General features: G+C 71.6%; 21 protein-coding genes. 4 read left to right on the top strand and 17 right to left on the bottom strand.

Annotated features, from left to right (window positions below; translation table 11 throughout):
* Positions 1 to 18: 18 nt before the first annotated feature.
* Together eutC and ACWDEW_RS13775 are read right to left on the bottom strand one after the other, a co-directional pair.
* On the bottom strand, positions 19 to 786 hold the full coding sequence (gene eutC / locus ACWDEW_RS13780; RefSeq protein WP_450512554.1) for an ethanolamine ammonia-lyase subunit EutC: 768 nt from the start codon (positions 784 to 786) through the stop codon (positions 19 to 21).
* On the bottom strand, positions 783 to 2,171 hold the full coding sequence (locus ACWDEW_RS13775; protein ID WP_450512552.1) for an ethanolamine ammonia-lyase subunit EutB: 1,389 nt from the start codon (positions 2,169 to 2,171) through the stop codon (positions 783 to 785). Before ACWDEW_RS13775 ends, eutC begins: the two co-directional genes overlap by 4 nt.
* Positions 2,172 to 2,331: 160 nt before the next feature.
* Between ACWDEW_RS13775 and ACWDEW_RS13770 the strand changes: the two genes are divergently transcribed.
* Entirely contained in the window at positions 2,332 to 3,843 is a 1,512-nt protein-coding gene (locus ACWDEW_RS13770; protein WP_450512550.1) for an APC family permease, read from the top strand.
* A 61-nt stretch (positions 3,844 to 3,904) separates the two neighbouring features.
* Here the strand turns inward: ACWDEW_RS13770 and ACWDEW_RS13765 are convergent, their stop codons facing one another.
* On the bottom strand, positions 3,905 to 4,402 hold the full coding sequence (locus ACWDEW_RS13765; protein ID WP_450512548.1) for a GbsR/MarR family transcriptional regulator: 498 nt from the start codon (positions 4,400 to 4,402) through the stop codon (positions 3,905 to 3,907).
* A 73-nt stretch (positions 4,403 to 4,475) separates the two neighbouring features.
* On the opposite strand from ACWDEW_RS13765, the gene ACWDEW_RS13760 reads away from it, so the two are divergent.
* Together ACWDEW_RS13760 and ACWDEW_RS13755 are read left to right on the top strand one after the other, a co-directional pair.
* Entirely contained in the window at positions 4,476 to 5,363 is an 888-nt protein-coding gene (locus tag ACWDEW_RS13760) for an ABC transporter ATP-binding protein (protein ID WP_450512546.1), read from the top strand.
* Entirely contained in the window at positions 5,360 to 6,976 is a 1,617-nt protein-coding gene (locus ACWDEW_RS13755; protein ID WP_450512544.1) for an ABC transporter permease, read from the top strand. The genes ACWDEW_RS13760 and ACWDEW_RS13755 overlap by 4 nt, the downstream gene beginning before the upstream one ends.
* Before the next feature lie 84 nt (positions 6,977 to 7,060).
* On the opposite strand, the gene ACWDEW_RS13750 is transcribed toward ACWDEW_RS13755, so the two are convergent.
* Positions 7,061 to 8,266, bottom strand: coding sequence for a cytochrome P450 (locus ACWDEW_RS13750; protein ID WP_450512542.1), 1,206 nt, complete (start codon positions 8,264 to 8,266; stop codon positions 7,061 to 7,063).
* Positions 8,267 to 8,497: 231 nt separating this feature from the next.
* Between ACWDEW_RS13750 and ACWDEW_RS13745 the strand changes: the two genes are divergently transcribed.
* Positions 8,498 to 8,776, top strand: coding sequence for a hypothetical protein (locus ACWDEW_RS13745; protein WP_450512540.1), 279 nt, complete (start codon positions 8,498 to 8,500; stop codon positions 8,774 to 8,776).
* 90 nt (positions 8,777 to 8,866) lie between these two features.
* Here the strand turns inward: ACWDEW_RS13745 and ACWDEW_RS13740 are convergent, their stop codons facing one another.
* The 13 genes from ACWDEW_RS13740 to pyrE all read right to left on the bottom strand — a co-directional run bounded on the left by ACWDEW_RS13740 (position 8,867) and on the right by pyrE (position 22,632).
* The gene (locus ACWDEW_RS13740) at positions 8,867 to 9,535 is read right to left on the bottom strand and encodes a response regulator (protein ID WP_450512538.1); all 669 of its coding nucleotides are present in this window, start codon (positions 9,533 to 9,535) and stop codon (positions 8,867 to 8,869) included.
* Positions 9,532 to 10,875 (bottom strand): sensor histidine kinase, encoded by a 1,344-nt coding sequence (locus ACWDEW_RS13735; RefSeq protein WP_450512536.1) that lies wholly within the window; start codon positions 10,873 to 10,875, stop codon positions 9,532 to 9,534. Before ACWDEW_RS13735 ends, ACWDEW_RS13740 begins: the two co-directional genes overlap by 4 nt.
* Positions 10,876 to 10,976: 101 nt before the next feature.
* Positions 10,977 to 11,654, bottom strand: coding sequence for a response regulator transcription factor (locus ACWDEW_RS13730; RefSeq protein ID WP_450512534.1), 678 nt, complete (start codon positions 11,652 to 11,654; stop codon positions 10,977 to 10,979).
* Positions 11,651 to 13,018 (bottom strand): sensor histidine kinase, encoded by a 1,368-nt coding sequence (locus ACWDEW_RS13725; protein ID WP_450512902.1) that lies wholly within the window; start codon positions 13,016 to 13,018, stop codon positions 11,651 to 11,653. Before ACWDEW_RS13725 ends, ACWDEW_RS13730 begins: the two co-directional genes overlap by 4 nt.
* A gap of 187 nt (positions 13,019 to 13,205) precedes the next feature.
* The gene (locus tag ACWDEW_RS13720) at positions 13,206 to 14,396 is read right to left on the bottom strand and encodes an acyltransferase family protein (protein WP_450512532.1); all 1,191 of its coding nucleotides are present in this window, start codon (positions 14,394 to 14,396) and stop codon (positions 13,206 to 13,208) included.
* A complete protein-coding gene (locus ACWDEW_RS13715; RefSeq protein WP_450512531.1) occupies positions 14,389 to 15,453 on the bottom strand; it encodes an alpha/beta hydrolase in 1,065 nt (354 codons plus the stop codon). Before ACWDEW_RS13715 ends, ACWDEW_RS13720 begins: the two co-directional genes overlap by 8 nt.
* Positions 15,454 to 15,638: 185 nt before the next feature.
* Positions 15,639 to 16,523 (bottom strand): alpha/beta hydrolase family protein, encoded by an 885-nt coding sequence (locus ACWDEW_RS13710; RefSeq protein WP_450512529.1) that lies wholly within the window; start codon positions 16,521 to 16,523, stop codon positions 15,639 to 15,641.
* Positions 16,524 to 16,728: 205 nt separating this feature from the next.
* Complete coding sequence (kynU, locus tag ACWDEW_RS13705) at positions 16,729 to 17,919, bottom strand: kynureninase (RefSeq protein WP_450512527.1); 1,191 nt, start codon at positions 17,917 to 17,919, stop codon at positions 16,729 to 16,731.
* Entirely contained in the window at positions 17,912 to 18,751 is an 840-nt protein-coding gene (locus ACWDEW_RS13700) for a tryptophan 2,3-dioxygenase family protein (protein ID WP_450512525.1), read from the bottom strand. Before ACWDEW_RS13700 ends, kynU begins: the two co-directional genes overlap by 8 nt.
* 162 nt (positions 18,752 to 18,913) lie before the next feature.
* Positions 18,914 to 19,327 (bottom strand): DUF3151 domain-containing protein, encoded by a 414-nt coding sequence (locus tag ACWDEW_RS13695; RefSeq protein WP_019070379.1) that lies wholly within the window; start codon positions 19,325 to 19,327, stop codon positions 18,914 to 18,916.
* 46 nt (positions 19,328 to 19,373) lie between these two features.
* The gene (locus ACWDEW_RS13690; RefSeq protein ID WP_450512523.1) at positions 19,374 to 20,852 is read right to left on the bottom strand and encodes an MFS transporter; all 1,479 of its coding nucleotides are present in this window, start codon (positions 20,850 to 20,852) and stop codon (positions 19,374 to 19,376) included.
* 59 nt (positions 20,853 to 20,911) lie between these two features.
* A complete protein-coding gene (gene fbaA, locus ACWDEW_RS13685) occupies positions 20,912 to 21,934 on the bottom strand; it encodes a class II fructose-bisphosphate aldolase (protein ID WP_362980696.1) in 1,023 nt (340 codons plus the stop codon).
* Between the two features lie 149 nt (positions 21,935 to 22,083).
* On the bottom strand, positions 22,084 to 22,632 hold the full coding sequence (gene pyrE, locus ACWDEW_RS13680; protein WP_450512521.1) for an orotate phosphoribosyltransferase: 549 nt from the start codon (positions 22,630 to 22,632) through the stop codon (positions 22,084 to 22,086).
* Positions 22,633 to 22,640 lie beyond the last annotated feature (8 nt).

The raw sequence follows: 22,640 nt of genomic DNA, 5'->3' as shown, positions 1-22,640 counted from the left end.
ATGCGGACCAGCCGCAACTCAGAGTAGTCGCTCACTCACTTCCATGTGATCGGATTCGTCCTTCAAGCCCACCCCCGTGATCTCCAACTCCCGCGCCCGCCCCATCAACCCCGCCAGCTTCCCCGCCGCCACCTCGTACGTCAGCCCCAGCGGCGGCCGGATGTTGCTCAGGCAGTTCCGGTCCGCGTCCGTCGTCACCCCCGGCTTCGGGCGGTACGTCAGGTACGCGCCCAGGGAGTCCGCCGCCGACATCCCGGGGCGTTCGCCGACGAGGACGACGACCATCGTCGCGCCCATCGCCGAGGCGATGTCGTCGCCGAGGGCCACGCGGGCCTGTTCCGCGAGGACGACCGGGGCCACCTGCCAGGACGTGGGCAGCAGTGCCGTCGTCGCGCGCACCATCGCCGCCGCGTGCTCGTGCACCGCCCGGCTGGACAGGCCGTCGGCGACCACGAAGACGACGTCCCAGTCGCCCACGGGGAGGTGCGCGCGGTCGGCGGGGTCCAACCGGCGTCCCAGGTCGGGGCGTTGGAGGTAGGTCAGCCGGTCGGGCGCCGCGCTGCGCACCCGTATCGTCGGCTCGCCGCCCAGCGCCGCCGCCACCACATCCGGCGCGAACGGCGAGTGCACCGCGTCCCGCGCCGCCGCGTGCGCGGCCTGCAACTCCAGCCGGTGGTGGGTCGGGAGGCCCGAGCCCGCTCTCCCCAGGCCAATCCTCGCCTGCGTATGACGGCGCAGGGTCGGCCACAACTCCCCGTCCGCCAACTCCACTTGACCGGTCGTCATGCTGCCAGTTCCCTTCCGATCGCCGTCAACGGGTGGGCCGCGGCGGACACATCCCGGATCGCCCCGCCCTCTTCCAGCAAGCCGATCGAGTCGAGCCAGGCCTCGAACTCCGGTGCCGGGCGCAGCCCGAGGACCTCGCGGAGGTACAACGCGTCGTGGTACGAGGCGGATTGGTAGTTGAGCATGATGTCGTCGCCGCCCGGTGTGCAGATCACGAAGGACGCGCCGGCCACGCCGAGCATGGTGAGCATCGTGGCGATGTCGTCGTCGTCCGCGTCGGCGTGGTTGGTGTAGCAGATGTCCAGGCCCATGGGCAGGCCGAGCACCTTGCCGCAGAAGTGGTCCTCCAGGGCGGCGCGGAGGATCTGCCGGCCGTCGTAGAGGTACTCCGGGCCGATGAAGCCCACCACCGTGTTCACGAGCAGCGGGTCGTAGCGGCGGGCCACCGCGTACGCCCGTGCCTCCACCGTCTGCTGGTCCACCCCGTGGTGCGCGTCGGCCGAGAGCGCGCTGCCCTGGCCGGTCTCGAAGTACATGACGTTCGAGCCGACCGTGCCCCGGCCGAGCGCCCGGGCGGCCTCGTACGCCTCGTCGAGCAGGCCCAGCGTCACGCCGAAGGAGGCGTTGGCCGCCTGGGTGCCGGCGATGGACTGGAAGACGAGGTCGACCGGCGCCCCGCGGGCCATCAGGTCCATGCTCGTCGTGACGTGGGACAGGACGCAGGACTGGGTGGGGATGGCGTAGCGCTGGATGACTCCGTCCAGGAGTTCCAGCAGGTCGCGTACCGCCTTGGGGCTGTCCGTCGCCGGGTTGATGCCGATCACCGCGTCGCCGGAGCCGAGCAGCAGCCCGTCGAGCAGGGCGGCGGCCACGCCCGCCGGGTCGTCGGTGGGGTGGTTGGGCTGGAGCCGCGTGGCGAGCCGCCCCGGCAGCCCGATCGTCGACCGGAAGGCGGTGACGATCCGAACCTTCCGCGCGACGGCGACAAGATCCGCGTTGCCCATCAGCTTGGACACGGCCGCCACCATCTCCGGCGTCAACCCGGGTGCCACGGCGGCCAGTTGAGCGGTGTCCGCGGTCAGCAGCCACTCCCGGAGACCGCCGACCGACAGCCCGGCCACCGCCGCGAAAGCCGCCGCGTCATGCGTGTCGAGGATCAGCCGGGTCACGTCGTCGGTCTCGTACGGGATCACCGGCTCGGCGAGAAAGGCGGTCAGCGGTACGTCCGCCAGCGCCCACCGCGCCGCGACCCGCTCCTGGGCGGACGATGCGGCCAGCCCCGCCAGCCGGTCGCCGGAGCGCTCGGGGCTCGCGGCGGCGAGCAGGCGCGCGAGGGAGCCGAAGCGGTAACGGTGGCCGCCGAGGGTCGAGGTGTACGTACTCATGGCGGCGACCGTACGAGGCGCTTGTTGCCACCGGATTTCCTCAGATTTCTAAAGGTCTGGTTGACAAACATTTAACGCACCGCGGCCCTTGCCGGACTCATTCGGCCGACAGAGTTCCGCACCGTAGGACCACCCGAGCAGCAGGAGAGGAGCCATCCCGATGGCAGTGGACGAAGGAATCGCCCCCGCGGCGAACACAAGCGAGGACGGCGCCGTTCACCGGCTCAAGCCCAACGCCATCGGCCTGCTGGGCGTGGTCTTCATGGCCGTCGCGACCGCCGCCCCGATCACCGCGATGACCGGCAACGTGCCCTTCATGGTCTCGTCCGGCAACGGCATAGGCGCCCCGGCGAGCTACCTCGTCGCAATGGTCGTCCTGGCAATCTTTTCCGTCGGCTTCACTTCGATGGCCAAGCACATCACCTCGACGGGCGCCTTCTACGGCTTCATCTCCTACGGCCTCGGCCGCACCGTCGGACTCGCGTCGGGCCTCCTCGCCACCTTCGCGTACGTCGTGTTCGAGCCGGCCCTGATCGGCATCTTCTCGGTCTTCGCCACCGGAACCCTCAAGGACCAGACGGGACTTGACGTCCCGTGGTGGGCCTGCGCGATCGTGATGCTGGCCGTCAACGCGACGGGCACGTGGTTCGGGGTCTCGGTCGCGGAGAAGCTGCTCGTCGTCCTCCTCGGCACCGAGGTGACCGTCCTCGCCGCGATGGCGATCTCGGTCGCCCTGCACGGCGGCGGCCCGCACGGCTTCACCTTCGGCCCGGTCAACCCGGTCAACGCGTTCAAGGGCACGTCCGCCGGTCTCGGCCTCTTCTTCGCCTTCTGGTCCTGGGTCGGCTTCGAGTCGACGGCGATGTACGGCGAGGAGTCCCGCGACCCCAAGAAGATCATCCCCAAGGCGACGATGATCTCGGTCCTCGGTGTCGGCGTCTTCTACGTCTTCGTCTCCTGGATGGCCATCATCGGCAACGGCGAGACCGAGGCCGTCAAGGTCGCCTCGTCCGCGAACCCGCTCGCCCTCTTCTTCAACCCCACCGAGCACTACGTCGGCCACTGGGCGGTCGACCTCATGCAGTGGTTGATGATCACCGGCTCGCTCGCCTGCGGCATGGCCTTCCACAACTGCGCCAGCCGCTACATGTACGCGCTGGGCCGCGAGGGCGTCCTCCCCTCCCTCAAGAACACCATCGGCCGCACCCACGCCAAGCACGGCTCCCCGCACATCGCGGGCTTCGTGCAGACCGTGATCAGCGCCGCCCTGATCCTCGCGTTCTGGGCCACGAGCAAGGACCCGGCCAACGCGATGTACGTCCTGCTCGCCATCCTCGGCACGATGGCCATCCTGGTCGTGCAGGCGGTGTGCTCGTTCGCGGTACTGGCGTACTTCCGGACCCACCACCCCGAGAGCCGCCACTGGTTCCGCACGTTCACCGCTCCGCTGCTCGGCGGTGTGGCGATGCTGGCGGTGGTCCTGCTCCTCGTCTCCAACATGAGCGTGGCAGCGGGCTCGGAGTCCGACTCACTCCTCCTGAAGGCAACACCCTGGCTGGTAGCCCTGGTCGCGGCGACGGGCATCGGCTACGCCCAGTACTTGAAGCGCCGGTCCCCTGAGCGCTATGCGTTGCTCGGCCGCACGGTCCTGGAGGAAACCAAGGAGCGTTAGCGCCAGGCAGGTCGTTCGCTGCGGGCCGGTGGGGGCTGGTCGCGCAGTTCCCCGCGCCCCTTCAGGGCGCGTTGCCGAACCGCTTCTCCCTATGGACCCGCCAGCGTTCCATCATGGCCGAGATCTCGCCGTCGACGAATTCGAAGAAGGCGAGGGTCTCGGCCATACGGCGTCCCGCCGGAGTATCCGCACCGAGGCTCGCGACCCCCTCGCCCAGAGCCGCCTCCCACCGCTTGAGAACCGCCTCGCGATTGGTGAGCGCCTCGTACCACTGGTTGCCCTGCACCCGATACCGCTCCCGCCGCGAACCCGGCTCGCGCTCCCGCGACACCATGTGCTGCTGCGCCAGATACCGCACCCCACCGGACACCGCCGCCGGACTGATCCGCAGCTGCTCCCCCAGCTCGACAGAGGTCATCGCCCCCTCGTCCGAGGACAGCAACGCGGCGAAGATCCGGGCCGGCATCCGCTGCATCCCCGCCTCGACGAGCTGCGCCGCGAAGGACTCGACGAACTTCGACACGGCCTCCGCGTCCCGCCCACCGGTTGTATCCGTCATGAGCCCACCCTACCCGCGCTTCACACACTTCCTTAACTTCACAAAGTTCTGAAAGAAGCGTACGTTCGGCTCCATGACGAAGGCAATCACCGTCTCCGGACTGCACAAGTCGTTCGGCAAGACGCAAGCCCTCGCCGGCCTCGACCTGGACGTCGAGACCGGCGAGGTGCACGGCTTCCTGGGCCCCAACGGCTCCGGCAAGTCCACGACCATCCGCGTCCTGCTCGGCCTGCTCCACGCCGACTCGGGCACCGCCCAGCTCCTGGGCCGGGACCCCTGGGCCGACGCCGTCGAACTGCACCGCCGGGTCGCCTACGTCCCCGGCGACGTGACGCTCTGGCGCAACCTCTCCGGGGGCGAAGTCATCGATCTCTGCGGGAAGTTGCGCGGCGGCCTCGACAGGAAGCGCCGCGCCGACCTGATCGACCGCTTCGAACTCGACCCCACCAAGAAGGGCCGCACGTACTCCAAGGGCAACCGCCAGAAGGTCGCCCTCGTCGCCGCGTTCGCCTCGGACGTCGACCTGCTGATCCTGGACGAACCGACCTCGGGACTCGACCCGCTGATGGAGGAGGTCTTCCAGCGCTGCGTGGAGGAGGAGCGCGACCGGGGCCGGACGATTCTGCTCTCCTCCCACATCCTCAGCGAGGTCGAGGAGTTGTGCGACCGGGTGAGCATCATCCGCAAGGGCCGCACGGTGGAGAGCGGTTCACTGGCCGACCTGCGCCACCTGACCCGCACCAGCGTGAGCGCCGAACTCACCGGTGAACCCGACGGGTTGGCGTCCCTGCCCGGCGTGCACGACCTGGACGTACAGGGCCATCGCGTCCGCCTCCAGGTGGAGACGGACCAACTCAACGCCGTACTGCGGTCGTTGAGCGACTCGGGCGTACGGTCGCTGACTTCGAAGCCACCGACGCTGGAGGAACTCTTCCTGCGCCACTACCAGGAGGCGGAATGACCGCCACCGCGCTCCCCGCACACACCGGCGCCCGGAGCGGCACCTCCCGCCAACTCGCGGGCACAGGTGCCCTGTTGCGCTTCAACCTGCGCCGCGACCGGGTGGTGATCCCGACCTGGGTCGCGGTCACGGGCCTGCTGGTGCTGTCGCTGCCCAGCTCCCTGAAGAGCGTCTACTCCACCCCCGCCGAACGCGCCGACATCGCCCGCCAGATGCTCACCAACAGCTCACTCCGCGCCACCTACGGCCCGGTGTTCAGCGACTCCCTGGGCGGCCTCACCGCCTGGCGCATCGGCGGCTACGCCGCGATCCTCGCCGGAATCATGAGCCTGGTGGTCGTCGTACGGCACACGCGGGACGAGGAGGAGAGCGGCCGGCAGGAACTGGTCTCCTCCGCGATGGTGGGCCGCAGCGCGCCGCTGACGGCGGCCCTGCTGACGGCGCTCGTCGCCAACTCCGCGCTGGCCCTGCTGATCACGGCCGGGATGGCCGGCCAAGGCACGGCGGGCGCCCTGGCGCTCGGTCTCGGCATCGGCGGAGTGGGCATGGTGTTCGCGACGCTCGCGGCGATCGTCGCGCAGTTCACGGACAGCGGCCGGCTGGCGAAGGGCCTGACCGGCGGCCTGGTGGGTGCGGCGTTCGTCCTCCGCGCGGTGGGCGACTCGACGTCCGACGACGGCTCCTCGCCCGCGACGTGGATCTCCCCGATCGGCTGGCTGGAGAACCTGCGCCCGTTCGCGTCCGAACGCTGGTGGGTGCTGGCCCTGTTCGCGGCGGCGGCCCTCGTACAGGGCTTCGCGGCCTACGAGTTGGCAGGCCGCCGGGACGTGGGCATGAGCTTCCTGCCTGCCCGCCCGGGACCCGCGAACGGCCGCCTCGGCACGGCGGGCGCACTGGCCTGGCGCCTCCAGCGAGGTGCCGTACTGGGCTGGAGCCTCGGCTTCCTCGCGGCCGGGGTCGCCTTCGGCGGCATCACCAAGGGCGCGGCGGACCTGGTAGGCGACAACGCGAAGACCCGCGAGATCATCGAGCGGATGGGCGGCCAGTCAGGCATCGAGGACGCGTTCCTGGCCACGATGGTCGGCATGTTCGGCATGCTGGCCGCGCTGTACGCGGTGTCATCGGTCCTGCGCCTGCACAGCGAGGAAACGACCGGGCGCGCCGAACCCGTCCTGGCGAACGCGGTGGGCCGGCTGCGCTGGGCGGCCGGCCACCTGACGATCGCCTTCGCGGGCGCGGCCCTGATCATGCTCCTGAGCGGCCTCGGCCTGTCCCTGGGCTACGGCGCCGAACCGGGCCCGATCCTCGCCGCCACCCTGGTCCAGCTCCCGGCGGTCTGGACCCTGGGCGCCCTGGCGGTCCTCCTCCACGGCCTCTCCCCCCGTCTGTCGCCACTCTCCTGGGCGGCGGCCGGCCTCGCCCTCCTCCTCGGCTGGATCGGCCCGGCACTGAACCTCCCCCAGGCGGTCCTGGACATCTCCCCCTTCGGCCACCTGCCGAAGCTGCCGGGGGGCGACATGGCGTGGGGGCCGGTGGCCGTGCTCACCGCGATCGCCGCCGCCCTGGTCGCCGTAGGACTGGCGGGCCTGCGGCGACGCGACCTCACGACCTGACCGACGGCACGGAAACCTCCGGCGGGTCCGGAACCCCGACGACCGGACCCGCCACCCGACACGGGCGCCGAACAGCCGTCCGCGTCACACCGTGACGCTCAGTCCCTCCAGCCCCCGGATCACGAAGTTCGGCTTGCGGACCGGGTCCGCCGCCAGGGTGAGCGTGGGGGCCCGTTCCAGCAACGCCCGCATGGAGGCGGCCAGTTCGATACGGGCCAGGGGTGCGCCGATGCAGTAGTGGATGCCCGCGCTGAAGCTGATGTGCGGGTTGTCGGCGCGGGTGAGGTCCAGACGCTCGGGGGACGCGAAGACGTCCGGGTCGTGGTTGGCGGAGCCGAACAGCATCGCGATCTCCGCGCCCCGGGGGATCACCGTGCCGTCGATCTCGATCTCGTCCAGCACCCACCGTTCGAAGAGCTGGAGCGGGGTGTCGTAGCGCATCAACTCCTCGACCGCGGACGGGATCAGCGAGTGGTCCGCGCGCAACGCCGCCAACTGGTCCGGGTTGCGGAACAGCGCCCACCAGCCGTTGACCGTGGCGTTCACCGTCGCCTCGTGACCCGCGTTGAGCAGCAGGACGGCGGTGGAGATCAGCTCCTGTTCGGTGAGGCGGTCGTCGTCCTCGTCGTGGGCCGCGATCATGCCGGAGATGAGGTCGTCGCCGGGTTCCTTGCGCCGGGCCGCGATCAACTCGCGTAGATACGAGGAGAATTCGTTCGAGGCACGGACCGCCTTGGCCGCCGTGTCCTCGGACGGGCTCAGTTCGTACATCCCGCAGATGTCCGCCGACCAGGGGCGGAGCGGGGCACGGTCGGACTCCGGGATGCCGAGCATCTCGGCGATCACCGCGACGGGGAGCGGCTCCGCCACATCGGTGAGCAGGTCGCCGCCGCCCCGCGCCACCAGGCCGTCCACGAGCTCACCGGCCAACCGGCTTACGTACGGCTTGAGTTGCTCGACCGTGCGCGGGGTGAACGCCTTCGACACCAGGCGCCGGATGCGGGTGTGGTCCGGGGGCTCCAGGTCGAGCATCCCGTGGTCGTTGAGGGTGTGGAAGGGCTCGTGCTCGGGCGGGGGTGCCGTACGGCCGAAGTCCTCGTGGGTGAAACGGTGCTGGTAGGTGCGGCCCAGCCGACGGTCGCGCAGCAGGGCCGAGACGTCCGCGTGCCGGGGCACCAGCCACTGGTCGGTGGGCTCGTAGTGGTGCACCCGGCCCCGGGCGCGCAGGTCGGCATAGGAGGGGTACGGGTCGGCGACAAAGTCCGGGTCCCACGGGTCGAAGGCTGCCATGGACGGACGTTAGACCGACAGCACCCGGTCTGACCAGGGGCGACCTCCGTGACCCCGGTGACCCGGGAGGCCGCGGGACCACCGGTCACCCCTGCGTGCCCCTCTCGATCTCCGCCAGGATGAAGCCAGGTTGGTTGAGCGAGTGACGCTCGGCGATCCGACCCGGGTCTTGATCGTCGACTACGCCATCACCCGTACCCCGTCGGCGAGTCGGCGTGCCGCAGGTGGGACGTGGCGAGCCACCGCCGTATCGCTTCCGGGCCCCTGCCCGGGGCGGCCACGGTGCTCGCCGCCGGTCCCGACGCCCGGGTCGTGGCGGTTCACGTGCCGGGCGGAAGGCGGCTGTTGGACACCGCCACCGGGAAGTGGACCGGGCCCGCGCGGGTGCTGCCGTCGTCGTACCGGATCGGCTTCGGGCCCAGCGGCCGCAGCTACGCGGTGCGCGATCCGCGCGGCGGGCGGACGTACATGGACAACCCTTTGGTCGTCAGCCTGGGGAGTGAGGCCTGACAGATCCCCTTGACCGAAGGTGCGTCAGACGTGACCCGAGAACGCTCCCCCGACCGCCCCTCCCCGGCCACGAGCACCCCGTACCCGTCCCTACCCCGGCGTCACCAGCCGTGCCTCGTACGCGAACACCGCCGCCTGCGTCCGGTCCCGCAGCCCCAACTTCACCAGGACACGGCTGACATGGGTCTTGATCGTCGACTCGGCGACCACCAGCCGCTCCGCGATCTCCACGTTCGACAGCCCCTGGGCGATGAGAACCAGCACCTCCGTCTCCCGCTCGGTCAACTCTCCGTACGCCGCCTGCTGCGCGGCCGGTATCAGCCGGGGCGACTCGGACAGCTTCGAGAACTCCTTGATCAGCCGCTTGGTCACGGAGGGGGCCAGCAGCGCCTCACCGGCCGCCACCACCCGCACCCCGTCGGCCAGTTGGCGTGCCGAGGCGTCCTTGAGCAGGAAACCGGAGGCTCCCGCGCGCAGCGCCTGGTACACGTACTCGTCGAGGTCGAAGGTGGTGAGCACCAGCACCTTCGCCGCGCCGTCCGCCGCGACGATCTCCCGGGTCGCCTCGATGCCGTTCATCTCGGGCATCCGGATGTCCATCAGGACGACGTCCGGGGCCAGTTCACGCACCCGCTCGACCGCGTCCCGTCCGTTCACCGCCTCGCCGACGACCTCGATGTCCGGCATCGCGCCCAACAGGACCGAGAAGCCCTCGCGCACCATCATCTGGTCGTCCGCGATCAGCACGCGGATCGTCATGCCTCACCTTCGCCCGCACTCGGAACCGGCAGGAACACCGTCACCTCGTAGCCGCCGCCGTCCGCCGGGGCCGCCGTCATCTCGCCGTTCAGCATGGAGACCCGCTCCCGCATCCCCGTGATGCCGTGCCCCGCACCGGGCGAGGGCTTCACCAGACTCGGCTCGGGCATCGGGCCGTTGACTATCCGCAGGCCCAGCCCGCCCAGCACATAACCGATCTCGACGCGGGCGCTCGCACCGGGCGCGTGCCGCAGGGTGTTGCTCAACGCCTCCTGCACTATCCGGTACGCCGACAGCTCGACGCCCTGCGGGAGTTCACGCACCGCCCCCGTCACCGCCTTCTCGACGCTCAGGCCGGCGTCGCGCACATTGGCCAGCAGCGCGTCCATGTCGGCGAGGGTGGGCTGCGGGGCGTCCGGCGCCTCGTAGTCCTCCGCGCGCACCACGCCCAGGACACGGCGCAGTTCCGTCAGGGCCGCCACCGCGTTCTCCCGGATCGTGACGAACGCGCGCTCCAGCTCCGGCGGCGGATTCTCCACCCGGTAGGGCGCGGCCTCCGCCTGGATGGCGACCACCGACATGTGGTGGGCCACCACGTCGTGCAGCTCACGGGCGATCGTCGTGCGCTCCTCAAGGAGGGTGCGCCGGGACCGCTCGTGCGCCGTCACCGTCTGCTGCGCGGTCACCTCCTGGCGAGCCTCCCGACGTATCTGCCAGACGGCGACACCGAGCAGCACCAGAGCGGAGAGGAACAGCATCTGCGCGCTGTTCGAACCGAAGGCGTGTCCGCCGGCGAAGCTGGTGGCGCCGATGCCATAGACCGCTGTCAGCACCCACATCCAGGCGGCCGTGCGCGGTCGGGTGCGTATCGCCACGATCGCGAGCACGGACAGGTGGCAGAGGAAGCTGCCGTTCCGCCACGGCCACTCGTCGTCGAACCCGGTCGAAAGGGCGGTGGCGACGGGGGTCGCGGCCATGGACAGCCAGAACGCGCCGACCGGCCGCATCATGGTCAGCAGCACCGGGACCAGGGCGAGCAGGCCGAGGATCAGGTTGCCGCCCGCGCCGCGGGCCTCGTCGTTCGTCGCGACGAACATCGCGAGCAGGCCGATCGCGGTGATCAGGGCGTGCGGGCCCCAGGCCGCGTACTCCCCGAGCCGCCCCTTGAAGCGCCGGGTCAGCAGGCCGTCGGCGGTGGAGGGCGGCAACGGGCGGTAGGCGAAGGCGTCGTGGAACAGGTCCTGCCGCAGTCCGCGCAGGGCGTCCGCGGCAAGCCTGAACTCCGGGCTGCGCGGCTTGGCCCCGCCCGTCTGCGGCAACTGCTGGGTCGTCTCGGTCACATTCAAAACGGTAGGCGGAGGGGCGGGTAGCCGTCGTCACCTGTGAGAAGGGTCCTGGGGCGTCCTTCTCAAGTACTACGGGTATGCCCGACGACCGGGCTTCAGCGGCCCCCGCCCGGCCGCACCAACCCCGACTCGTACGCGAACACCGCCGCCTGCGTGCGGTCGCGCAGGCCCAACTTCACCAGGATCCGGCCGACATGGGTCTTCACGGTCTGTTCGGCGACGACCAGGTACTCGGCGATCTCCGCGTTGGACAGGCCCTGCGCGATCAGTGCGAGCACCTCCGTCTCGCGTTCGGTGAGGTCGCCGACGCGTGACTTGAGGGGGGTGCGCGGTGTCCCGTTCAGCCGGGAGAACTCGGCGATCAGCCGGCGGGTGACGCCCGGCGCGAGCAGTGCGTCACCGGCCGCCACCACCCGCACCGCCTCGGCCAGCTGCTCCGCGGACGCGTCCTTCAGGAGGAAACCCGAGGCACCGGCGCGCAGCGCCTCGTACACGTACTCGTCGAGGTCGAAGGTGGTGAGCACCAGCACCTTGATGTGCGGGGTGTCCTCCGTGATGCGGCGGGTGGCCTCGATGCCGCCGAGTTCGGGCATGCGGATGTCCATGAGGACGACGTCCGGGGCGAGTTCGGCCACCTTGGCCACCGCGTCCAGGCCGTCGACCGCCTGGCCGACCACCTCTATGCCGGGCTGGGCGTTCAGCAGCACGGTGAAGCCCTGGCGGACCATCTGCTGGTCGTCGGCGATGAGTACACGGATGGTGCCGCTCGTCATGGGGTCTCGTCTCCTGTCGGGAAGATGATCTCGGGGGCGGCGGATGCGGAGGCGCCGGGGGCGGCAGGCCCGTCGGGGCCGTGGGGGCCCTCGGATCCCTCGGGGAGTGTGACGCCGTCCCTGGGGAGGAACGCGACGACCGCGAAGCCGCCCTGGAACGTTCTCGTCGCGGTCAGGTGTCCGCCGAGCATCGCCGCGCGCTCCCGCATGCCGAGCAGGCCGTGTCCGGCGCCCGGGGAGGGCGGGGCGGCCTGCTGCGGGCGGGAGTTGGTGACGATCAGCCGCAGTCCGTCGGGATCGTGGGCGACCTCGACGGAGACGGTGGAACCGGGGGCGTGCCGCAGCGCGTTGCTCAGGGCCTCCTGGACGATCCGGTACGCCGACAGCTCCACGCCGGGTGCCAGCGGACGCACCTCGCCCCTGACGTCGCCGCGCACGTCGAGACCGGCGGCCCGGGTGTTCTCCATCAGGGCGTCCAGGCGGTCGAGGGTGGGCTGCGGGGCGTCGGGGGCCGCGCCGGTGCCGGGGCCGCCCAGGGCGTAGGGGTCGTCGGGATACTCCGGGTTCTCGGAGCGGAGCACGCCGAGGACCCGGCGCAGTTCGGCGAGGGCTTCGAGGGCGTTCTGTCTGATGCCGGCGAGGTTCTCCCTGAGTTCCTCCGACGGGTTCTCGACCAGGAGGGGCGCCACCTGCGCCTGGATGGAGATCACCGACATGTGGTGGGCGACCACGTCGTGCAGCTCGCGGGCGATACGGCTGCGCTCCTCCAGGAGGGTGCGGCGGGCGCGCTCCTCCTCGGTCAACGAGGCCTGTTCGACCAGCTGCGTACGGGCCTCGCGGCGCCCTCGGAGAGCGGTGCCGAAGAAGACGACCAGGGCGAGCAGAACCATCGCCTGCAGCCCCGTGGCGCGGTAGACCTGTCCACCGACCAGCCCCTCCATCACGTAGGTGACCGAGGCGGTCCCGAACAGCGCGCCGGCGGCCACGAGCGTCGGCACCCGCAGGGCGAGGAGGAACAGCACGAAGGCCTGGACGACCGTCGCGGGCGTGGTCCACGGCCAGTCCGGGCCCGGGGACGGAATGTCCACCCCCAAGTGCGTCCTGGCCGCCGAGGCGGCCAGCGCAGTGGCGCCCAGCGAGATCCACCAGGCCGGCACCGGACGCCACAGGGCGAGGACCATCGCCGCACCCTGCGCCAAGCCGGTCAGCGCGGCCAGCGGGAGGCCGATTTGGTAGTTCACCTTCATGTCGTGGATGTCACCGAACGCCAACCCCACGGCGATCGCGCACACCAAGACGTGCGGCAGTCGGCGCAGGAACCGGGGCCTGGACAACGGCGGGAGTGGTGCGGCCGACGGTGACATGAGGTCTTTCAGCACACCGCGCAGCACGGGGGCGAAGCGTTGCTCCGGTACGCGGGTGACGCGTGCGCCACGGAGCCGGTCGGTTCCGGGGACCCCCTGGGCGTCCGACTCGGAGGCGTGGAACGCGCGGCCCGTGGCGGGTTCGTCGCTCCGGTTCCGAGGCTCCTCACTGGTCACGTCGTCAACCCTAGGCACGGTGCGGCCTCTTCGGCGGCGTGTGAGACGGTCGGGTGTGGGCCCGGACGACGCGGGAGCGGCTGAACGAGCGGTTCCGCGGCCCCTGTTCGTACATCCGGAAGGCCGCCCAGCAGACCGTCAGCGCCAGCGCGAACACCGGGAGCCAGGCCAGTCGGGCCGCCACCCAGGTCAGGTCGTCGGGGCGGGTGTGCAGGCCGGCCAGACGGCCGGCGGGCAGGGTCACTGCCGTGGTGGCCATCAGGGCCGTCTGGTGCCAGAGGAAGACGGTCATCGCCGAGAGGTTGACCAGGGCCACCGCCGACCAGGCGAGCGGCCTGCGCAGCGCGCGGCGCAGCCGGTCCCGGAGCAGCAGGGCCAGGCCGCACTGGGCCAGGCCGAAGGTGACGGCGGCCAGGGTCGGCGGGTCCAGGTTGGAGATCGTGGTGCCGGGGACGCCGACCATCGACGCCGGGTAGCCCGCCCACAGGACGAGTGCCGCCGTCGCCGCCGTACCGCCGGCCAGCAGGACCCAGCCCGCCCGGGCCCGGTCCAGCTCGCCCCGGGTCCAGGCCGCGCCGAGGGTGTAGGGCACGAGCCAGCCCGCCGCCACGTTGACCCAGCCGAGCCAGGACGGGCCGCCGAGCCCGAAACGGATCAGGTCCACATGCAGTACGACGGCCAGCGGCCACAGCGGGTTGAGCCGGGCCAGCAGCGGGGTGGCCGCGGTCAGGCCCGCGAACACGACCAGGAACCACATCGGTGACAGCGCCAGCTTGACCAGGGCGCGGACCGTGTCGAAGTCCGTGCCGGACAGGAGCAGCGCGAGCGCCGTCACCGTCCACACGACGAGGACCGCGGCGACCGGGGTGAACAGCCGGGCCAGCCGGGCGGCCAGCCATTGTCCGTACGTCGTGCCCCGGGCGCGTGCGGAGGCGTAACCCCGGGTCGCCACATGGCCGCCCACCAGGAAGAACACCGCCAGTGTCTGGAACACCCAGGAGATGGGCGCCAGCCACGGCATGTCCCGCAGCGGGCTCGCCGTGTGCAGGGTGCCGCCGTCCGCGACCAGCGCGGTCACCAGCCAGTGGCCGAGGACGACTCCGAGGATCGCGAAGGCGCGCAGGGCGTCCACGGCACGGTCCCGGTCGGGCGGGGTCGCGGCGTCGAGGCGGAGGGCGGCCCGGCGGAGGCGTTCACGCATGGGTCACCTCCCTGGTCTCGCCGAGGACGATCCGGGCGAGGTTGGCCAGGGAGACCGAGCCCGGTGAGAAGTAGTCGCTGTGGCCGCCGGCTCCGGCCGCGAAGACGCGGGCGCCGAACTCCCGGGAGACCGGGTCGGTGCCGAAGCCGACGGTCGTGCCGAACAGGTCGGCGCGGACGTGCGGGACGTCCCCCACCCAGTCGTCGGCGCCGCGCGCCGCCCAGACACGGGCCGCGGTACGCAGTCCCGCGGCGGAGCCGGCGCCCGTGCCGGGGCTGCCGACGAGCACGAGGTCGGACACGTCCAGGCCGGCGGCGGCCCGCCCGCAGACGACCGTGCCGTAGGAGTGGCACAGCAGCGCGATCCGCGCCGTGCGGCCGGTGATGCCGCGCAGCTGCCGTATGAACTCCCGTAGGTGCGGGGCCGCTCGGTCCGCCCGGCCCGCGGTCAGCACCGTGGCGCTCACCGTGCGCGGGGTGGCGTAGCCGAGCCAGGACACCACCGCCGTACGGGAGTCCGGGGCGTCGTGGGTCAGTTGGCGGCGGAGGTTCAGCGCGGTGGCGCGGAAGCGGTCGTAGGTGTCGAGCGAGGTGTCCGAGCCGGGGACCAGGACGGCTATGCGGTCGGCGTGGGCCAGGTCGCCGAGGACCTCCGTCGCGAGGCCCGGGCCGCGGCCGTCGTAGGCGAGGAGGTGCCGGGCCGGGTCGGCCAGGGCGCGGTCCGTGGCGGCGCGGCGCTCGTCTCCGTCGGCGGCGGCCATGCGGGACGCCTCGGCGGCGTTGGCGCCGTTCGCCGCGTACGTCTCGTCCAAGGTGTCCGCGGTGAGCGGGGCGAGCGCGGCCGGGGCGGGGGCGGGGATCTCGGGCCGGGCCGCGGCCGACAGGGGGATCACGACGGCGCCCATCACGAGCGCGGCGAGGAGCGCGCGACCCCAACTGCCTTTACGGCCACTCTTGTTGTGGTCGGCGCGTGCTGCCTCGGGCTCCCCGGCCGGGCCCCTCTCCACCGGGTCGGCCACCGTCTTACCGGTCTCCGCCCAGGTATCAACGACCCCCATGTCCGTCTCCCCTCCCGCACCGGCCGCCGTCGGGCCGATCTGGAAGGGAAATTACGGATCCGCGGTCGTCGTCCGCGTCCCGCCAGGGAACTCACCTGCGCCGTAGCTCTCAGGTACTACGGGTATGACCGGGGTGCGGGCCAGGGACGGTCCGTGCTGGACGAAAGCCGACCGAAGTCGTCGGCTCACCAGGCCAGTTGGGCGATCTCCTCCGCCACCACCGCACACGCGTCCGCCGCCGGGTCGATCAGGGGGAAGTGGCCGACGTCCTCCAGGAGCGTGAGGCCCACGACCTCGCCGGACTTCGCCGCCGCGTCCGCGTACGACTCGGCGACCGCCTGCGGGACCACGAGGTCGGCACGGCCCTGGACCAGCGCGGTCGCGATGCCGGTGGGAAGCAGGAGCGTCGGATCGGCGTACGGCAGGCGCTCCGCGAACGCGGCCTCTCCGCCCAGGAGTTGACCCGCTGCTCCCCCGCACACGGCGAGCTTCTCGGCGACCGTGAAGTCGGCGATCGGGGCGAGGGCGACCACACCGCGCAGCGCGGCGGGGGCGTCGGTGCGCCAGGGGGCGTCCTTGGGGAGGACGTGCCGGGCCGCCGCCCACAGCGCGAGATGACCGCCGGCCGAGTGGCCGGTGAGCACCGTGCGGCGCGGATCGGCCTGCGGAAGCGCCTCCCGGACCAGCACGGGCAGCGCGTCGAGCGCCGCCGCGACGTCGTCGAAGGTCTCCGGCCAACGGCCCGCGACCGGGCCCGTACCGCCCTGCGCGGGCAGCGCCGCCCCCCGCCGGTACTCGACATTGGCCACGGCGAATCCCCGGCGGGCCAGGAAGTCAGCGAACGGGGTGATGTGCCGGCGGTCGTACGGCGCCCGCCACGCACCCCCGTGCAGGACGACGACCAGCGGCGCCGGTTCGCCCGGCACCCGCTCGCCGTGCGGGGCGTAGAAGTCGATCACCTGGTCGGGGTGGTCGCCGTACGCGGCGGTGCCGTCGGGTTCCACGGCGGGATGCGAGAAGGCCGACTCCTCTTCCACGGCGGCACGTTCGGCGGCGGCGTCGTCCGGCATGCTCCAACCTCTCAGCGACGAAACAGACTTGGACGGAACGGGATGTGACGGGATATGGCGACCAGGAGAGAGACACGCGGAGAAATTCGGCCGTCGGCCGGGACGCTACCAGGCCGGTGACGTGCACGGACACCGCGGTTGTCACGCTCGGTGAGGCGTAAACGGTTCTGCGGTGCACGTCACCGGCACACAGCTTCCGGATGTCCTACCGGACCAGGTCCCCCAGCACCCGCGCCGCCCGTTCCACGTCCCCGAACCCGACGTACAGCGGCGTGAATCCGAACCGCAGCACGTCCGGGTGCCGGAAGTCGCCGACCACACCCCGCTCGATCAGCCGCTTCATCACGTCACCGGCGTCCGCGCAGCGCAGCGCGACCTGGCTCCCGCGCTCCGCATGCGCCACGGGGGTCACCGACTCCACCCGCCCGGACGGCACGTACGACGCCACGCACTCCAGGAAGAAGTCCGTCAGGGCAAGGGATTTGGCCCGCACCGCCCCGACCGAGACGCCGTCGGCGTCCCACACGTCGAGGGCGGCTTCGAGGGCGAGCATGGACAGGATGTCCGGGGTGCCGACCCGACCGCGCAGCGCGCCCGGCGCCGGTTCGAAGGCGGGCCGCATGCCGAAGGGTTCGGCGTGCGAGTTCCAGCCCGGGAGCGGGGAGTCGAAGCGGCTCTGGAGATCGGCGCGCACATACAGATACGCCGGTGAACCCGGGCCGCCGTTCAGGTACTTGTAGGTGCAGCCGACCGCGAGGTCCACCCCGTGCTCGTCGAGTCCGACCGGCAGGGCGCCCGCGCTGTGGCACAGGTCCCAGACGGCCACGGCACCCGCCGCGTGGACGGCGGCGGTGAGCGCGGGCAGGTCGTGCAGCCGGCCGGTGCGGTAGTCGACGTGGTTGAGGAGCACCGCCGCCGTACGGTCGCCGAGCACGCCCGGCACCTCGGCCGGGGTCACCGGCCGCACCGTGCAGCCGGTCATCCGGGCCGCCGACTCGGCGATGTACCCGTCCGTGGGAAAGGTCGTGGCGTCGACGACGATCTCGTCCCGCCCCGGGCCCGCCATCCGCACGGCCGCCACAACCGCCTTGAACACATTGACACTTGTGGAGTCGCCGACGACGATCTGCCCGGCCGCGGCCCCGACCAGCGGGGCGATCCGGTCGCCGATCCGCTCGGGAGCGGTCCACCACCCGCTCTCGTCCCAGGACCGGATCCGCAGCTCGCCCCACTGCCGTCGCACGACGTCCTCGACCCGGCCGGGGACCGCCACCGGCAGCGCGCCGAGCGAGTTCCCGTCCAGGTACACCACGTCATCCAGGACGAACTGCGAGCGCACGCCCGCGAGTTCGTCGGTGGCGTCCAACTTCTCTGCCTTCAGCGCGAGTTCAGACATGGGAGCGCGCCGTCCACAGCTCGGGGAAGACGTTCTTCTGCGCGCGCTTCTCCAGCCAGGCCACCCCGGCGGAGCCGCCCGTCCCGGTCTTCGCGCCCATCGCGCGCCGGGTGGCGACGAGATGGTCGTTGCGCCATCGCCACACCAGCTCGGCGACATCGGTCAACGCCTCGCCGAGCCGGGCGAGTTCGACACCGGGGTCACCGGAATAGAGGTCGGTCCACACCTTCTCGACCTCCTCCGACGGCTCGTAGCGCAGCGACACGTCACGCGTGAGCACGGCCTCGGGCACCGTGTGCCCGCGCCGGTCGAGGAGCCTCAACACCTCGTCGTAGAGGCTCGGTTCGTGCAGTGCCTTCTCCAACTCGGCGTGCACGCGCGGTGCGCCGCGGTGCGGGACGAGCATGGACGCGGACTTCTCGCCGAGCAGGAACTCCATCCGGCGGTACATCGCCGACTGGAAGCCGCTGCCCTCGCCGAGGGCCGCGCGGTACGAGTTGAACTGGGCCGGCGTGAGCTGTCCGAGGGGCCGCCAGGAGGCGTTGAGCGCCTCCAGCTCCCGTACGGAACGCTTCAGCGCGTCGACCGCGACCGGCACCCGGTCCTCGCGCAGCGCCCGCGCGGCGGTCTCCCACTCGTGGACGATGACGGTGAACCACAGCTCCATGACCTGGGTGGTGACCAGGAAGACCATCTCGCCGGGGTCTTCGGAGCGGGTGTGCTGGAGGTGGGTGAGGACGTCCGCCTGGACGTAGTCCTCGTACGGGGTGGTCCCCTGGAAGTCGAGATGCGGGGCCTCGGGCTCCTGCGTTTCCTGAGCCTGCTGGGACATCGCTGTCTCCTGATGCGTACTCCGGGTAGCGGTCCGCCCCTGCCGAATTCCGACACGGGGGCCCCGGTCCCCACCGGGCATCCTGCACAATCGTCCCGCAGGACCGCAAGGTCCGCCTGGTCACACCAGGCGGACCCGTATCACCGCACCCGGGCTACGGGACTAGCCCAGCGTCTGGGCCGCCGTGGGCGAGGAGTCCTTCAGGAACTGGCTGCACCGCGCGTACTCCTCCTGCTCCCCGATCGCCTGCGCGGCCCGCGCGAGGGCGTGCAGGGCGCGCAGGAAGCCGCGGTTGGGCTCGTGCTCCCAGGGCACCGGGCCGTGGCCCTTCCAGCCGTTGCGCCGCAGCGAGTCGAGCCCGCGGTGGTAGCCCGTACGGGCATAGGCGTACGACTCCACGACGCTGCCCCGCTCGAACGCGTCGTCGGCCAGCAGGGCCCAGGCGAGCGAGGAGGTCGGATATTTCGCGGCGACCTCGGCGGGCGCGGCCCCGCTCGCGAGGAGGTCGCGCGGCCCGGGGTCTTCGGGGAGGTGGGTCGGGGGCGGTCCCCCGAGGAGGTTCTCGTGAATCGTCATGGGTTCCAGTCTCCCCCAGCAACGGCCATTGCCCGGCATCCGGTCGCTACCCCGCGTCGAGCCGCCCCTTCCCCACCCGCGGCTCCAGCGGCGGGGCCGTGATCGAACCGTGGGTGAGGCACTCCGGGCGGTGGCAGTCCGGGGGCGGGCGCCGCACGGTCGCGCAGGCCAGGACCGAACCCAGCACCAGCACCCCCGCGCACCACCCCATCGCCCGGTCGAAGGCGTGGTCGAAGGCGCTCGCCGAGCGGTACGCCTCCGCGCCCATCCCGGCCAGCAGCGGCAGCGCGGCGATCGCGATGAGGCCGGCCGCGCGGGCCGCCGCGTTGTTGATGCCGCTGGCCAGGCCCGCGCGGGCGGTGTCCACGGAGGCCAGGACGGTGGCCGTGAGCGGCGCGACCAGGATGACCATGCCGCTGCCCATCACGAGGAGGGCCGGTACGACGTCGGTGAGGTAGGAGGCGTCCGGGCCGACCCGCATCATCAGCAGCATCGCCGCCGCGCACAGCAACGGCCCGACGGTGAGCGGGATGCGGGGGCCGATGCGCTGGGCCAGTTCGCCGGAGCGGGCCGAGAAGAGCAGCATCAGGGCGGTCGTCGGGAGCAGCGCGGTCCCGGCCTCCAGCGCCGAGTAGCCCGCCACGACCTGGAGTTGGAGCGCGGTGAGGAAGAAGAAGCCGCTGAAGGCCGCGTAGACGCAGAGCGTGACCAGGTTGACCGCCGTGAACTGGCGGGACGCGAAGATGCCCGGCGGCATCATCGGGTCGGGGCTGCGCTTCTCGACGTAGACGAAGGCGACGCCCGCGGCCACGCCCGCCACGGCGGTGACGATCACGACGACGAGTGAGCCGTCGCCCGCCTCGATCAGCGCGTAGGTGACGAGGGCGAGTGCGATCGCGCCGAGCGCCGCGCCCAGTACGTCGAAGCGGCCGTGGGCGCGGCCGCCCGCCGACTCGGGGACATGGCGTACGGCGATGGGGGCGCACACCAGCGCCATCGGCACGTTGATCAGGAACACCCAGCGCCAGCCGGGGCCGTCCACCAGCCAACCGCCCAGGAACGGGCCGATCGCCGCGCCGATGCCGCCGAAGCCGGACCACAGGCCGACCGCCCTGGCCCGGTCGTCGGGGTGGAAGGAGGCCTGGATGAGGGCGAGGGAGCCGGGGGTGAGGAGCGCGCCGCCGATGCCCTGGAGCGCGCGGGCGGCGATCAGGACCCCGGCGTTGGGGGCCAGCCCGCACAGCAGCGAGGCCGCCGCGAACCACACCACCCCGAGGACGAAGATCTTGCGGCGGCCGTAGCGGTCGCCGAGCGAGCCGCCGAGGAGGATCAGACCGGCCAGCGTGAGCATGTACGCGTTGACCGTCCACTGGAGGGCGGCCAGGTCGGCGTCGAGATCGCGGCCGATGCGGGGCAGGGCCACGTTGACGACGGTGGAGTCCACCATGGCCATGCTGGAGCCGAGCACCGTGGTCAGCAGGATCCACTTGCCCTGGGTCGAGGCGAGCCGGACGTCGGAGGACATGCCCCAGGTATACAACGAGCCCGGTGCCGTAGCACCGGGCTCGGAGCGGACCGTACCGACTACTTGATCTTCGTGCCCGTCGAGCGCAGGTTCGCACACGCCTCGGTGACGCGCGCGGCCATCGACGCCTCGGCCAGCTTGCCCCAGGTCCGCGGGTCGTAGGTCTTCTTGGAGCCGACCTCGCCGTCGACCTTCAGGACACCGTCGTAGTTGCGGAACATGTGGTCCGCGACGGGGCGCGTGAACGCGTACTGGGTGTCGGTGTCGAGGTTCATCTTCACCACGCCGTTCTCCAGCGCGGTGGCGATCTCCTGCTCGGTGGAGCCGGAGCCGCCGTGGAAGACGAAGTCGAACGGGGACGCCTTGCCGTACTTCGCGGCCACGCCGTCGCTCAGCTCCTTGAGGAGTTCGGGGCGCAGGACGACGTTGCCCGGCTTGTACACACCGTGCACGTTGCCGAAGGACGCGGCGAGCAGGTAGCGGCCCTTCTCGCCGAGGCCGAGCGCCTCGACCGTACGGATCGCGTCCTCGACCGTGGTGTAGAGGGAGTCGTTGATCTCGTGCGAGACGCCGTCCTCCTCGCCACCGGTCGGGGTGATCTCCACCTCAAGGATGATCTTCGCGGCGGCGGCGCGGGCCAGCAGCTCCTGCGCGATGGCGAGGTTGTCGGCGAGGGTCTCCGCCGAGCCGTCCCACATGTGGGACTGGAACAGCGGGTTGCCGCCGGCCTTCACCCGCTCCTCGGAGACCGCGAGCAGCGGACGGACGTAGCCGTCGAGCTTGTCCTTGGGGCAGTGGTCCGTGTGCAGCGCGACCGTGACCGGGTACTTCTCGGCGACGATGTGCGCGAACTCGGCGAGCGCCACGGAACCGGTGACCATCTCCTTGGCGTACTGGCCGCCCAGGAACTCGGCGCCACCCGTGGAGATCTGGACGATGCCGTCGCTCTCGGCCTCCGCGAAGCCGCGCAGCGCAGCGTGCAGGGTCTGGGTCGAGGTCACATTGATGGCCGGGTAGGCGAACTTGCCTGCCTTCGCCCGGTCGAGCATCTCGTTGTAGACCTCGGGGGTTGCGATGGGCATGGTCCGCTCCTTGGTATCTGCGGGTTGGCGATCTTCGCGATCTGCGTACTACGGCCCTGACCTAGACCTTGGGGTTCGACGTCGTCGTCGTGGCCATCTTTCCAGACTTGACCGGATGGTCGCCCCGTCGGTCTCAGCCTGTGGATAACTCAGTCGAGCCCCAGCTCGTCCTTGGAGTACGCGAAGAGATACGGCACTCCCGCGCCCGCCTCGATCTTCTCGGCGGCGCCGGTCGCCCGGTCCACGATGGTCGCGACTCCGACGACCTCGGCGCCGGCCGCGCGTACCGCCTCGACGGCGGTGAGCGGGGAACCGCCGGTGGTCGAGGTGTCCTCGACGACCAGGACCCGGCGGCCCGCGATCTCCGGGCCCTCCACCTGACGCTGCATCCCGTGCGCCTTCGCGGCCTTGCGCACGACGAAGGCGTCCAGCCGCCGTCCGCGCGCGGCGGCGGCGTGCAGCATCGAGGTGGCGACCGGGTCGGCGCCCATGGTCAGGCCGCCGACCGCGTCGAAGTCGAGGTCGGCGGTCAGGTCCAGCAGCACCTGCCCGACGAGCGGCGCGGCCGCCCCGTCGAGGGTGACGCGACGGAGGTCGATGTAGTAGTCGGCCTCCAGCCCCGACGACAGGGTCACCTTGCCGTGCACCACGGCCTTGTCCTTGATCTGCTGCAGCAGCGCGCCGCGTACGTCCGTCATGCCTGTCA

The organism is Streptomyces sp. NPDC001100 (genome assembly GCF_053598575.1).
Note: the sequence above shows the minus strand (reverse complement) of the source record. Positions and strands in the feature narration are given on the sequence as shown.

Coding starts and splice junctions, on each gene's coding strand:
- eutC (WP_450512554.1), bottom strand. CDS start 786: ATGACGACCGGTCAAGTGGAGTTGGCGGACGGGGAGTTGTGGCCGACC.
- ACWDEW_RS13775 (WP_450512552.1), bottom strand. CDS start 2,171: ATGAGTACGTACACCTCGACCCTCGGCGGCCACCGTTACCGCTTCGGC.
- ACWDEW_RS13770 (WP_450512550.1), top strand. CDS start 2,332: ATGGCAGTGGACGAAGGAATCGCCCCCGCGGCGAACACAAGCGAGGAC.
- ACWDEW_RS13765 (WP_450512548.1), bottom strand. CDS start 4,402: ATGACGGATACAACCGGTGGGCGGGACGCGGAGGCCGTGTCGAAGTTC.
- ACWDEW_RS13760 (WP_450512546.1), top strand. CDS start 4,476: ATGACGAAGGCAATCACCGTCTCCGGACTGCACAAGTCGTTCGGCAAG.
- ACWDEW_RS13755 (WP_450512544.1), top strand. CDS start 5,360: ATGACCGCCACCGCGCTCCCCGCACACACCGGCGCCCGGAGCGGCACC.
- ACWDEW_RS13750 (WP_450512542.1), bottom strand. CDS start 8,266: ATGGCAGCCTTCGACCCGTGGGACCCGGACTTTGTCGCCGACCCGTAC.
- ACWDEW_RS13740 (WP_450512538.1), bottom strand. CDS start 9,535: ATGACGATCCGCGTGCTGATCGCGGACGACCAGATGATGGTGCGCGAG.
- ACWDEW_RS13730 (WP_450512534.1), bottom strand. CDS start 11,654: ATGACGAGCGGCACCATCCGTGTACTCATCGCCGACGACCAGCAGATG.
- ACWDEW_RS13725 (WP_450512902.1), bottom strand. CDS start 13,018: ATGTCACCGTCGGCCGCACCACTCCCGCCGTTGTCCAGGCCCCGGTTC.
- ACWDEW_RS13720 (WP_450512532.1), bottom strand. CDS start 14,396: ATGCGTGAACGCCTCCGCCGGGCCGCCCTCCGCCTCGACGCCGCGACC.
- ACWDEW_RS13715 (WP_450512531.1), bottom strand. CDS start 15,453: ATGGGGGTCGTTGATACCTGGGCGGAGACCGGTAAGACGGTGGCCGAC.
- ACWDEW_RS13710 (WP_450512529.1), bottom strand. CDS start 16,523: ATGCCGGACGACGCCGCCGCCGAACGTGCCGCCGTGGAAGAGGAGTCG.
- kynU (WP_450512527.1), bottom strand. CDS start 17,919: ATGTCTGAACTCGCGCTGAAGGCAGAGAAGTTGGACGCCACCGACGAA.
- ACWDEW_RS13700 (WP_450512525.1), bottom strand. CDS start 18,751: ATGTCCCAGCAGGCTCAGGAAACGCAGGAGCCCGAGGCCCCGCATCTC.
- ACWDEW_RS13695 (WP_019070379.1), bottom strand. CDS start 19,327: ATGACGATTCACGAGAACCTCCTCGGGGGACCGCCCCCGACCCACCTC.
- ACWDEW_RS13690 (WP_450512523.1), bottom strand. CDS start 20,852: ATGTCCTCCGACGTCCGGCTCGCCTCGACCCAGGGCAAGTGGATCCTG.
- fbaA (WP_362980696.1), bottom strand. CDS start 21,934: ATGCCCATCGCAACCCCCGAGGTCTACAACGAGATGCTCGACCGGGCG.
- pyrE (WP_450512521.1), bottom strand. CDS start 22,632: ATGACGGACGTACGCGGCGCGCTGCTGCAGCAGATCAAGGACAAGGCC.